A 13,058-nucleotide genomic window follows, 5' to 3' on the forward strand; every position below is an offset into this window, starting at 1 on the left:
TGAATAAAATGCTTTTGTGCGGGTTTAGATTTGCCTTTCAACTGCCACCAGGATATTTAAATCCTTTGTTTTAAGTTTTTATAAATTTAGGAAAGTTCTTCAAGTATTTTTTCTGAAATATTTCTGTATCTGTAATCTTTGAGCATCAAGCTGAAGGATTCCAATAGGAGTTTTCTTGTCTGTTTGCTTCTGGAATCATTGTCTTTTATGGCATTAAATGCGACCGCGACAAACTTAGTAAGACCATCAGTACGTCTTAGAAACGTTTGAATTCTGATCTTATTAGTTTGTTTTTGTAATGCCTTGTTAAAAAGCTCGACGCTTTGAAAAGGATAACCATTGCACTGAAGTGTAAGATATGATACCATTCCGTCAGAAAGTTCGAAATTATCTTTCTCGATAAATGCCTGAAGAAATTCAAAAATGTCATTGAGTTTTATATGGTCCATCTGTGAATAATTAAAACTGATTTTATCTTCGGCTTGAAAAACATCAAGCAGATACATCAACAGCAGTTGTGATTTTTGCTTCGAGTTCTCATCATGATAATAATGTTTGGAAATTTGCCTTACAGCATAAGCCCGACTGTGTCCATTGATCCTTAAAAAACTGTGCAGCAGTAGTTCTGCTTCAGGACGATTAAAGAGGTATGAAAAATATAGTATTGAAAAAAGCCATTGTGAATCCTGGACTCCGAGCTCGGGGGCTTGAATGAGTTTTAAAAAAACGGGCTTTAAATCTGTAAAGTTTACACTGACCATATACTGAAGCGACCAGATAGAGGAGGCGGCAACATATATATTTTCTTCTCTGGTCAGCGAAGCATTAAAAAGGGCATAGGCACGCTCTTTATTAAGGCTGTTAAGATAAGCAAAACGATATAGGATACAAGCTTTGGCCTCATCAGGACCATCTTCAAGTATTTTCTCAAGTGTTTCAAAAACAATGCTCTCCAGTTCGCCTCTGTCTGCATGAATAAGCCCTGAGATGGCGGTGCCGAATGTGTTATTGCGTCCTTTTAGTGCAATTCCGTCAAAGGATGTACCTTTAGCCGGGTCAGCGGTAAAGGTTTTTATAGATTTAAAATCAAGTGCTGCATCTACAATAAATTGAAGTGTGGCAGTATCATAGGTTCCTTTTTTTAGAAGTGCTGCGGCAGTCTGAACTGCATAATCTTTATAATATTCAGTTTCAGTTTCAGGCATAATCTGCCTAAAGAGTGGGAGTATAATTTTTGGTTCACAAGAGGATTCTGACAACCCCATAAGTCCCATTAAAGGATAATCAGTATCAATTTTTGAATCATCTAACGCAGATTTTATGATCTCAATTTTTAATGCATAAGGCTCTGTTTTACAGAAATCGCGAAAAGCTCTCGAATGGTCATAAATTCCACCTTTCAATGAATCGTTACCGGATCTTTCTGCATTTTTATGATATTTTTTAAAAGAACCAATCCAGTTTTTATGGCTCATTTTTGCAAAACGTTCTTCAGATATAGGAGGAAAGATGCCTGAAGAAATCAAATTTCCTGAATAGCGTTTTTCTGTAACAGTTCCAAATTTGCGTTGAAGCTCCAGATATTTTTTAAGGAGAATCGGATCTGTATCTATTTCTGTTTTTGGGATTCTTTCAAGCAGCAGATATTGGCAGTAACCAACGAAAAGATGTTTATACTTTTTGGTCCCGTCATTGTAGATTCTTATTTCCTTTTTAAGTCTTATATCTTTTATCGTACTGATTACTGTGTTTTTTTGCAGACTATCAAAATAAGGGAATGCTTTTTCAAATACTTCCCTGAACTCAATACCAAAATCACATGAAGTTATAAACAGGGAATGCGTATTGACATGTTTGAAGAGATCAAAAATTGTATCCTTGTATTTTTCTTCTTTTCCTGCTGCTGCATAGATGATCAGCCTAAGGACAGGCTCGAAGGTTGAAGTTTTATGAACCTGAATAAAATCCATAAGCACTTCATTTTTTTCTCCTGCACAGTTTCTAAGGCAGACAGCCAGAATTCTGTAGCAAATCTCCATTCCCTGAAGTGTATCCTCATTATCAAAGTCAACGTCATAAAGATAAACTGTACTATATATTTCGGTATCGTGCTTGTCAGAAGTTTTCAAATGATCTTTAAGAGTATTTTGAAGCTTTGGAATCATCTGCTCTGGGATTTTTTCTGAGAGTAATTTTAGTATTGCCTGCCCCTGGTAACTAATGTCGATCTGCTCGTCAAAGTAATTGCCCGATAAAAGAGACTTCTGAATTTTTTCCAGACAGTAGCAAGGATCAAATTCAGCAATTCTGTGAAGTATTGTCATATATTCTTCCGAATGGGTGTCATACAGATATTCACAGCGCTCCATAAGCTTCAAAGCTATCGGATTAGTCCAATTGTCAATATAATAGAGTATTCCGGATATAAATTTTTCATCTTTTAGTCCTTCCAGGAATCTCCATACAATTGAATCTTCCACGGCAGTGTATGAGGCAAGAAAAAGCTCGCAGCTTCTTCTGCGGTCCAGCTGATCGTCTCGATTTCGATCTGCATGCAGTTCAGGTTCCAAACCATTTTGTCCTTGTGTATTTTCAGCATTAAGAAAATCCAGTAAATTTGATTCAATAGCAATGCGTAGCCAGTCCTCTGACCGGGCATGCTGCAGAAACAAGATATTAAATTCCATATTTTCTGAGGCGACTTTCATTACCATGTCAGCTTCCTGATCAGAAGGATTTTCTATGAATACCAGCCAACAGAAAACCATATGCCGGACATGATGCATTATTTCCGGATCATCGAAGAGCTCTCTGAGGGTCTGATGGTAAAGGTCAGGGTTGTAATCCCTTAAATAATGAAATATCATCTTAACGGCAGATCTGATCAGTATGGACTGCTCCTGATTTTTGATGTAATCAATAAGCTCGCTGCCTTTTTCAACAAAACGTTTTGAGAAAGTAAAGTCGTAGAAAGTCTGGTGAAAGAACTGGATATAATTTTCTTCTCTTTTGATTAGTCTTTCACTTTCAAGATAACGGAGTTCTTTTGCATATTCTTCAAACTGTGCTGCGATTATGGTAATACGCTGAAATTTGAACATGCTCTCAGCGATCTTGTAGAGCAGTTTTTTTACTTTTTTTGCAGTGACAGGATGTTTGTGAGGAATGTCTGTTACTTTAATGCTCCATAATTCCGTGTAGAGATCCTGAAGGGAGTTAACTGATAGAATGTTCCCTTTGGATTTGGCAATTCTTGAGAAAATATTAAGATGATTAGGTGTGCGAAGCAGTGAAAGCAGTTTTGCATTAACCTGTGATCTTTGGATCCCAAGTTTATCGAGTTGTTGCAGTATAAGATCATCATTAAGAGGAGCTACCGTTATTGTCTTGATATTTCTATAAGCTCTAAAAGCAGGATCATAATGAAGGTCAAATATCCGTACCGATATAATAATCCTTACATTAGGATCGTAGGTGAATTTTTCAACCAGAGACCTAAAGACCTCCAGATAATTTCTGTCAGAGGACATGGATTGTGAAAGCGCATCGATTTGATCGATCAGTATTACGACCTTTTGATACTTAATCTTACATAAATCGATAAACTGAACTACTGGTAGGGAAAGTCCAATTTTATGCTGGAGGTCCAGTAGATTGGATGACTGGAGTTTATCGGCTTTAAGTCCAAGTACCGGAATTCCCTGCAAAGTGATAGTATCGTAAAGATCCTTAAGAATTACAGTTTTTCCTTTTCCTGCATTTCCCGCCAGCATACAGATATTGAGCTGCCGGTCTGATTGATCAATCTGTGCAGGCTGTGTGATCCAGTCATGAAGTAATCTAGTTTCTTCCCGCTCTATGTGGGAATCTGGAATATCGTCAAATTCATTTTTCTCGATTTTTAAACTTGAGGAGCCTTTTTGGAGTTCATTTTGAATTCTTTGCAGATCAAATTTAGGATCTAAAATGCTGCTTAATTGTTCTTGTAATTTTATTATTTCAGAATTATCTACAACAGTGAGTACATTGAAAAATAAAGGAATTAAACTCTTGCAAGCGGACTCAAAAAGGATGCTGTCAAGATCCTGAGGAATTATTTTCCTTACTTTTATTTTAGAGAAAATTTCACTTACCAGAGGGTTTACATTTTGTATTTCAAGACTGGCAAGAGTTGGATTTTTTATATTTTTGGCAACCCATTTATAAAGATCAGCGTCAACAGGAGCAAGGCGGTTAAAATCATCTATAAAATTGCTGCACTCCAGAGAAAATCCGGAAGATACCGCTATATAATAATGGAAGTCATCAGTATCTGGCAGAAGTTCTTCATCAATGATGCTGTAAAGAACATATTTAGTTATTTCTTCGGCAAACTGTTGTTTATTTAATGGAGAGGCATATTTTTTGCATTGAATCAAGCCTGTGTTAGAGTCATTTTTTCTCAAAGCGCAGTCTCTGCCCTGATCCCTGACACCAGACATAAGGCTAATATTATCAAATGGAAATTCCGTACTGTTTAGTTTTGGCCTGTATATGCTATAGAGTAGCTCTTCAAATCTCCTGTGGTCAAGATCGTTGTAAGGGAACGATTTACCGGCCAGAGGCTGGGGTTTATCATGTTCGTTTTTCAGGTTATCCAGATTTGGAATTTCGTAGGTTACAAGAGACATCTAAAGACTGTATTGGAATGATAATTAGCAAAAGTCATTAAGGTAAAAGTACGTAAATATTAATGAATTCAAAATTGAGAATTTAATCGGTTAGCTTAAATTTTATTTAAAAGAAGTAAATCCGAATCACCAAAAAATAAAATGAGATTACAATATCCGTTGAGTTGGAATATATTATTTTTACGTTTCAAATTTTAGGAAATGCCAAGACAGCAGGAAGAAATAAGGGAGATTAACAGTTACATACAGGCATGGCTTCTGGAAATTAAAATTTCCACCACATTAAGCTATACTGACATCAACAAGGTATCCGAAGGAACTTGCTTGAAACTGCTCAACCTAATTTACGGTTATGAACTGGAGGATCTTGATAAGGAGAAGAAAAATTTTCCTGCTGTAGATCTTGGCAACAGTACTTCATCAAAGATTGCATTCCAGATAACTTCCAATACTACAAAGGACAAAATAAGGCAGTCCCTTAAAAAATTTAAAAAGCATAATCTTGATAAGCGATTTACAGGTGGCATTAAATTTTTATTACTTCACGGCACAAAGAAAACCAGAACTACTATTGAAGGTTACGAGGATATTTTTGATGGGGACAGGGATATTCTTTATTTATCTGACCTTGTCAGAGAGATTGCTGCAATTTATGTGAGTGATCAAGAACGTTTTTTTGAAATAAAAGAATTTTTAAAATTTGAATTTGGAAATTATAATAAAAAAGTTAAACCCCTCATTTTTGGAGATGAAGCTGATAAGGTTAGGCATTATTTAGAAGTTACCCTAAAAAGCAACGCAGCGGATGTGGATAATCTGGTTCATTTTGATGTGGGCAGAGCTGATTCTATGATTAATACGGAGGTTTTATTTGAGGAACCTTTTGTTGGAAAAGGGGCCGTGATTACCGGGGAGTCAGGCCACGGAAAATCACTGATAATCAGGAGTTGGGCCATCTCGCTTTGTAATAAGGATTTTGTGCCGGTCATATTGGAGGCTAAATATTGCGGCTCAGGTCTTTCTGTTTCTATTGAGAAGGTGGCTTTAGAATATGGTTTTGCCTCTGCCTTAACTTTTGTAAAAGCCTGCAGGGCTACAGGAAAGAAAATCCTGCTTGTAATTGACGGGCTTAATGAATGTACAGCAGAGACCACTGAAAGAATTATTGCAGAGCTGAAAGAGCTTTTGCGTCAATATGAAACTCTTTTTTTAATAAGTACACAGCGGCTTACCGAGAGCCTAAAAGCACTTGGAGCTGAAACCATAAAAGTCTATAAGCCTGATTCCAAATTGAAGACCGCCATCGCCGGAAAATATTCAAATTCTGTAAACAAGCTTTACCCGATTCTAGATATGGTATCCACCTGTATGGAAGCCCGGATGGTCGGTGAGATTGGAGTATTTGGTGTTGAGAGAATCAGCAGATACAGCCTGTTTGAACTTTACGTGCGAAGAAAACTTGGACCTGTGGATAAAGATGGTATTTATTTATTATCTGCCTTTACCAGAAGAATGTCACAGGAAATTTCCTTTAGTATTTCTTTGAGCCAGGCTGAGGGCATCATGCATGATAGTAAAATAGAAACAACTGTTCTTGATAGCTGTCTGGTTACCAAATTGTTGGTTAAGGATTTTGCCAGGATAAGTTTCAGTCACGAAATGCTGTTGGATTTTTTTACTGCAGCGAGTATCAGCAGATTCAATGCCGATTTTGAAGCTTTCAATAAAGAGTTTAATGCTCCAAAGAACGACGGAAAAAAATTGCTGATTATAGGAGCAATAGAAGATCCGGTAATTAGGGTCAATGTCCTTGAAAGTATTACCGATACTAAGTTAATTCTCCTTCTTTTGGAAGGAGAAGGAGGAGAAGCCAGCCAATATTGGGCAATTGAGAAACTCAACACTGTATTAGCAAGAATAAGCGCAGAAACAGAATCCATAAAATTTGCAATAGAAGTAAAAGACCATCCGGAGGTAGTCATTGAGGCGGGTTCGATTTCTGTATGGTCATCTGATGAACTAGCCTTTGCTGAAGCGGTTGTTTACCAGCTAATGAAAGGAAAACTATTGAAAGAGGTGTTTTTAATTACCTCCTCCATGGACAATAATCTGGATACTTCCTTTAATAACATGCTTGCTGAAGCAAGAGAGAAGAAAGTTGGTCTTCGAAACGGCCTGTTTCGTGCCGTTTATGACCCATTTAATGGAAGCTCATTTACAGTTACCGGCATTGCAACGCTGTTCAGCTCTCTTAATTCCGGATTTATTTCCTTTAGTGCAGCCAATGAAATTTCTTCAGAAGAGGTAGCAGAACTTGCCGGGGAAAATCAGCTGAAAAATGGCCAGTTTTACCTGCTGCTGCTTTTTTGTCGTTTTAGTGAGCGTTCCAAGGTTTTATTTGATTTAATTTTAAAAGCACTGACAGAGCGATGGGACTATCTTCCTACTGTTCTTAGAATGGAAATTTTGAATGCTGTTCCGTATTGCCATGATAGAGAGGACCAGAGACTAGCACTAATCCAGGCTGTAGAAAACATCCATTCAAAACCGGGAAACCCATTTCTATCGAGCACACTTTTTGATATACTCAGCTCTTTGGGTGCGCTTGATGATGATGCTCAGAATTATGAAGGAACGGTGCAGGCCGATTTGAATGCTATATTGTCAAATCCGGATGACGAAAATTCGTGGCATCAAGCATTTTACATGTTTGACAATCAGTTTGACCATCCTTACAGTTCAGCCTTTAGTACTGTTTTAAACGGTCTTGATAAGAGTTCTGAGAGAACTTTTTACACGATGGCCCTTCGTCATGACGACGAATCTGATGCTTTTGTAAAAACATTAATATTCATAGCCGAGAGTGTTTTGGGAGAAGCATGCTGCCCGTATCTCATTAAGTACACAAATCGCGAAATGATTCAAACCAGCATGCCTCAGGAAAGGCTTAAAACTTATATTGTTGTTTGCCTAATTTTTGCAAAATACAGGTTTCCTTTGACTAGTTCTATAAAAAGTACCGATGATCCGGCTGCGAAATTTCTCTATGCCACAGCTGAGCTTTTATATTGGATCAACAGAATTGATTTGACTGATGCTGAGATTGCAGAGAATAGCAGGGATCTAATAAAGATAATTTTTAGCGATTTGTCTCTTTATGTAGTTGATGGTCTTAAACTGTTCGAACATGCCTGCTATCAATCCTTTTCTCCTGAAACTTTTAAAAGGGAGGAAGTTAAATTTATTAATTCATGTTTCGCAAATCATCTTTTGGCAGCTTGCCGATCTTCTTTAAAACTAAGAGATGCAAGATATGTCTACAACCATTTCAATAATTCAAGGGACGTGTACCGGTATGCTGTCGACCAGATCGGATTGCAAGGAAATAGTAATGACATTATGATGCTTAGGGAGATTGCTGATGATATTGATTTGGGGAAAAATGCTGTAGAAGCCATTATGAATATAGAGAAAAAAAGTTGATGCTAAAATCGATTATTTTGATAACTTAATTGCAATTGATATGAATAATTACCAAACTAATACTGTTTAATATAGATGAGAAAAGATAATAATTTTTAAAGGCAAAAACTTATTTTAGAGCAATCTTTTCCTCTCTATTCTTTCTTTAGCTTCGATCAAAATACTATGTATTTTTTTCTCTAATTCCTTTTTAGAGGGTAGTTCTGTCCAGTATTCCGCTACTATAATTCCATCCTTGTGCATCTCAAGTAATTCAATCTGCTCTCTTGAGCTCTCTGCACATAATATAAGTCCTACCGGAGGAAGTTCTCCATCAGCTTTTTCGTAACGATCAAGCCATTTAAGATATAATTCCATTTGTCCTTTATGCTTTGCTTCGAATTTCCCCAGTTTTAGTTCTATAGCTACTAAGCGTTTTAAGATGCGATGATAAAATAAGAGATCCAGATGAAAATCTTCACCATCAATTATCATTCTTTTCTGGCGTTCCACAAAGGCAAATCCTTTACCTAATTCCAAAATGAAGGTTTCGAGTTCTCTTAAGATTGACTGTTCCAGATCCTTTTCCAAAAAGGTGTCACGAAGTCCCAGAAAATCTAAAAAATAAGGGTCCTTGAAATTATTATGAATGCCGTGATTCTCGCCGGGAATCTGCAAATTTGCTATTGTAGTTCTTTCAAATTCCTTGGATGCTATTTTTTTGCGAAGCTCTCTCACTCCTAAAGTCTGGGATGCTGCTTTCTGGGCGTAAAAGAGTTTGGCTTCAAAATTTTTCAAAGGCAGTAAACTTAAAAAATGGGACCAGCTCAATTGTCGTGACAGTGTCACGACAATTTCTTGATCGCTGAACTGTTGGGCAAATTGCATCATTCTTCTGAGGTTTTTCTCTTCAAAATTCCGACCAAATTTTACAGTTAATTCTCGTGACACTGTCACGACAATCTGCTTTCCGTAATCAGCTCTCTTATTTTGTAATGTTTTATTGTTGATCCTATTTCCAATATTCCAAAACAGCATGGTTAGTGTGCTGTTGGCTTGTGCTGCCAAAAGATGCTGGCTCTGCTCTATAAGCAGAGAAAGTTCTTTTAGCAGGATAGTGTCATCTGTGTCTTTATTTTTTCTTGTTGTCTTTGCCATTTGTATATAAGAAAGGTTATGTAAAAATAAATTAAAATCCATTTAGAATCGGTCAGAAATTTATGCTTTTATTTTTTTAAAATTAAAAAGGACTGTGAAGGATCATTTAAAAGACGTTCCATTTCAGAATGAACAATTTCCTGAATATCCTGTTTTATCTGCAGGTAATTTCGTTGAATCATGGTATTGTCCAGTTTGCGTACGACTGGTATTTCCTTATAATTTTCTTCTTCTTTTTTAATAGCATCATGATCGTTTATAATTTCCGAGTGAAAAGTTTTAAGTTCAATTTTGCAGTCCGGATTATCGGCTACTATGCCTACAAATTCACCGGAACTTAAGGATGAAATTTTTGATGGAGGAACGGCTGATTCCAATTGTTTGGATCGGCTGATTGATGTATCTGCACTGTTTATGGAAAGGTTTTCACGATCCTGCATTATTTTCCCAAAGCGCTCAGAGAGCTGTTTGGCTGTATCTCCGTTTACCTGGCCGCTGATGATATTTCCGGTAATATTTAGAATCACATCTGCCTGTTCACGTCCGTAATCTTTTCGAAGCTGGCTGAAGTCCTGTATCCCCAGACAGGTAGCCACCTTATTGCTTCGTGCGGTGGCAATCAGGCTGTCCATATTATTAAGATATATTGTTGGGAATTCATCGAATATTAGACTACTTTTAAGTTTTCCTTTTTGATTGACCTGTTTGATTAAACGGCTCACATACAGGGAAAGAACAGCTCCATAGGTTTGGATTTTCTGAGGGTTGTTTCCCATACATACAATTTTGGGCTCGAGAGGATTATTGATATCCAAAGTAAAATCATTTCCTGAAAGGACATAGTATAATTGAGAAGATGCAAGCCTGGCCATAGATATTTTCGCAGAGGCTATTTGTCCTTCCAATTGCTCCATAACGTCTGCGAGATATGCACTGACAAAAGGATTGATAAGTACTTCTATTTCTTTTTCTGTTCTGAGCAATGTAAAGAGCTGGTCATAATCCAGCTGCATGAGTTCAATTACATGGGGCAATGTGCAGAATTCTCCATTATTGTATTTGCGGAGATACCAGATAATGGCGGTCAGGAAATTGATTGGGGATTCTACAAAAAAGTCACCCTGCTTTTTAATCCATTCGCGGTTAAGTCCCAAAAGAATAGTGCGAGCAGATTCAGAAGCATCGGTAATGTCAGTCATGGATTTTGGATCGAGCGGGTTGCATCTGTGGGTACGGCTTAGGTCATCAAAGTTGATGATATAAAATTTTGGTTCCACAGCATAAAAATGTCTGTATTTCAGCCAGGTATTGTAAGCTATTATGGTCAGGTCAGCGTATTTAAAATCATAAACAAACATGCTAAATCTTTTTCGAATATGCTGGGTAATGACATGGCGAATTACAAAATATGATTTGCCTGATCCAGGAGTTCCAGAAACTAATAACGAACGAAAAGGGTTGATGATATTAATCCAGCTATCTCTTACTTTATCTTTCAGATGATAACGTGCAGGCAGGTTAATCGAATATTCATTCTCCAGCAGCCTTTCTTCCTGAGGGAAAGTTTCGTTTTCCTTATTAAAAATATCTTTCCCACTGAGCCTTTTTTTAATAATTCGCGAAAGCAGCGTTCCACCTGAAAGTATCAGAAGAAAACCAATGGATGTGATTAATATATATACTATAACACTATAGATTACTTCTGTTTTCAGAAACAATAAAAGATAACTGATGAAGTAGATCAGGATACCTATTATGACATAGGCAAAGGTCGTTTTGTAGTTCAGTTTTTCATCTTTGCGGCCTTTAGCCCCCATAAGGGAAATCGCTAAAAATCCGAGTGCAAACAATTTACATTTGTGAAAATTATTCAATAGTCCTGTATTGTATATGTTACGCAGTATAGCATCACTAAATTCACTCACCAACTCCCATTGTTTGAAAGCGCTATAACATTCATAATAAAAATGGATACTCAATAATACAATACTAATGAGTCGTGTCATATCCAAAATTTTTCTAAGCGCCTGATCATTTTCTCCTGTCTGCATTCCCATGGTCTTTAATTTTTTTATTGATTATCAGATTGCCCTTTTCTTTTTCTCTTTTTTCGTCTGCCTTTTAATTGTCCGGGTATATAATCTCCAGTAAATTCATATTTAAGAATAGAATCAATTAGTTCTTTTATATCATGATCTGCAGATATAATTTTATCCGGTTTTTCATCTGCACCATCACTGGATGTATTTTCAGTAATCTCAGATTTCCTTTTAGATTCTGTTTCCTTTAAAACAGGCCCGGCTTCCCCACAGCGCTGCTCAATAGCTTTGGCAGCATACAGCTTGCCTAAAATACTGCCGTTGCAGACACATTTTGTGAGGTGATCTACATAGGTAATTCCAAATAAAAATCCCTTGTCATTTCTTCTGCAAACCATAGCAATACCTTTTTTCTGCAGTATGGTTCCGAGTTGTGAAAACGATATTCTTTTGCCGCTCAGAAAAGCAAGATCAATTTCATTTTTGACCCTTTTCAAATTCTCAGACCGCGCTTTTTTATTTGATATAAATTTCTTTTCCAGATTCTGCAGCGTTGGCTTATTGTAAAAACTGCTGGCTTTAATTGGAACACCTATCAGTTTTTTATCCTTATCTATTATCCTGTATACAAGTCCCCTGTGCAGAAACATTTTGGAGTTTTCACTGCCGCGTTCTGCCGATACATTATATAAGTTCAGTACAGCATTTAGTTCCCCGATCGTGGCAAACTTATAATTGGGAATTACAGCGTTTAAAACGCCGGAAATTGCTTTTTTAGTTTCGGCGGTGCCATATTGTACTTTACTATTATTTATAGTTTTCAGCTCGGTCTGCTGCTTTTTATCTCTGTCTTGTGCACGAACCAGACAAAAAGTATTTTCAATTTCCTTCCGGGCTTTTTCCGACTGGTTTTTTCCAATATTTTGCATATCAATTCGCCTGCCGTCAGACTGTACTCTTATCGACACGATATGGATGTGGGGATGTCCGGAATCGTTATGCTGGTAGACCAGATAGGGCTGTTTTCCAAAGCCGATTTTACTCATATACACAGATGCAATTTCCATCAGCTTTTCTTTTGAGAGATGTATTTCCGAAGGGTCAAAATTGAGTGATATGTGTACGCTGTTCCGGGTTACATTTTCATTTAATTCGAGTTGTTTCAACAATAGTTTTAATTTAAAATCAGCAGTCATCTGATCCACATCCATGGGATAATTTCCTTCGCCGATGCACTGCGCGACACCCAGGGAAACTTTGTTTTCATTGTACTGGAAAATACTTCGAAGGGAATGTCCTGTATTTATGATTGCAACCATTTTTCAGAAAGATTTTTAATACAATCTTTAATTTGGCCAATCGAATTTAAAAGCACTTTTTTCTCCAGTTCATACGCTGTAATCCAGTGTTTGAATTCGGGAATCTGCACCAGTGTGTGGAGCTTTTTGACGGCCTGATTAAAGTTGTTCCCAATACCATTCAAATCGGTTCTGAGAAGAATTAGCTCACTCATTAATTCATCCAGAGATTCATTGCGGTATTTCATCACAATGGGTTTCTGCAGGAGATTTTTTCTTGCAAAATCACTTAGTTTGGGGCAGGTCGATTTGATAAAATTCTTCTGCAGTATTTCATATTCAGCATTGGTTAATCTTAAATGTATCCATCTGATCCTGTTTTTGTTCTGTTCTTTCATCATCTGTCTTTTTCATTTTCAATAATAATTTTT

At 37.0% G+C, this 13,058-nt stretch carries 6 protein-coding genes; 1 reads left to right on the forward strand and 5 read right to left on the reverse strand.

Annotated features, from left to right (window positions below; translation table 11 throughout):
* Nucleotides 1–86: 86 nt before the first annotated feature.
* Nucleotides 87–4,670 (reverse strand): NACHT domain-containing protein, encoded by a 4,584-nt coding sequence (locus BUE10_RS19280; RefSeq protein ID WP_073487762.1) that lies wholly within the window; start codon nucleotides 4,668–4,670, stop codon nucleotides 87–89.
* A gap of 201 nt (nucleotides 4,671–4,871) precedes the next feature.
* On the opposite strand from BUE10_RS19280, the gene BUE10_RS19285 reads away from it, so the two are divergent.
* On the forward strand, nucleotides 4,872–8,153 hold the full coding sequence (locus tag BUE10_RS19285) for an SMEK domain-containing protein (protein WP_073487764.1): 3,282 nt from the start codon (nucleotides 4,872–4,874) through the stop codon (nucleotides 8,151–8,153).
* A gap of 114 nt (nucleotides 8,154–8,267) precedes the next feature.
* Here BUE10_RS19285 and BUE10_RS19290 read toward each other — a convergent pair whose 3' ends face one another.
* The 4 genes from BUE10_RS19290 to BUE10_RS19305 form a co-directional block, all read right to left on the reverse strand.
* Nucleotides 8,268–9,290 carry a PDDEXK nuclease domain-containing protein gene (locus BUE10_RS19290; protein ID WP_073487766.1) on the reverse strand — a complete coding sequence of 341 codons (1,023 nt, stop codon included), beginning with the start codon at nucleotides 9,288–9,290 and terminating at the stop codon, nucleotides 8,268–8,270.
* A 68-nt stretch (nucleotides 9,291–9,358) separates the two neighbouring features.
* Nucleotides 9,359–11,341 carry a conjugal transfer protein MobC gene (gene mobC / locus BUE10_RS19295; RefSeq protein WP_073488013.1) on the reverse strand — a complete coding sequence of 661 codons (1,983 nt, stop codon included), beginning with the start codon at nucleotides 11,339–11,341 and terminating at the stop codon, nucleotides 9,359–9,361.
* A 20-nt stretch (nucleotides 11,342–11,361) separates the two neighbouring features.
* Nucleotides 11,362–12,648, reverse strand: a complete 1,287-nt coding sequence (locus tag BUE10_RS19300; protein ID WP_073487768.1) for a relaxase/mobilization nuclease domain-containing protein — start codon at nucleotides 12,646–12,648, stop codon at nucleotides 11,362–11,364.
* Entirely contained in the window at nucleotides 12,633–13,028 is a 396-nt protein-coding gene (locus BUE10_RS19305; protein ID WP_317043647.1) for a plasmid mobilization protein, read from the reverse strand. Before BUE10_RS19305 ends, BUE10_RS19300 begins: the two co-directional genes overlap by 16 nt.
* Nucleotides 13,029–13,058: the final 30 nt, after the last annotated feature.

Source organism: Flavobacterium sp. CF108 (assembly GCF_900129795.1).
Classification (GTDB): Bacteria; Bacteroidota; Bacteroidia; order Flavobacteriales; family Flavobacteriaceae; genus Flavobacterium.

Coding starts and splice junctions, on each gene's coding strand:
- BUE10_RS19280 (WP_073487762.1), bottom strand. CDS start 4,670: ATGTCTCTTGTAACCTACGAAATTCCAAATCTGGATAACCTGAAAAAC.
- BUE10_RS19285 (WP_073487764.1), top strand. CDS start 4,872: ATGCCAAGACAGCAGGAAGAAATAAGGGAGATTAACAGTTACATACAG.
- BUE10_RS19290 (WP_073487766.1), bottom strand. CDS start 9,290: ATGGCAAAGACAACAAGAAAAAATAAAGACACAGATGACACTATCCTG.
- mobC (WP_073488013.1), bottom strand. CDS start 11,341: ATGCAGACAGGAGAAAATGATCAGGCGCTTAGAAAAATTTTGGATATG.
- BUE10_RS19300 (WP_073487768.1), bottom strand. CDS start 12,648: ATGGTTGCAATCATAAATACAGGACATTCCCTTCGAAGTATTTTCCAG.
- BUE10_RS19305 (WP_317043647.1), bottom strand. CDS start 13,028: ATGATGAAAGAACAGAACAAAAACAGGATCAGATGGATACATTTAAGA.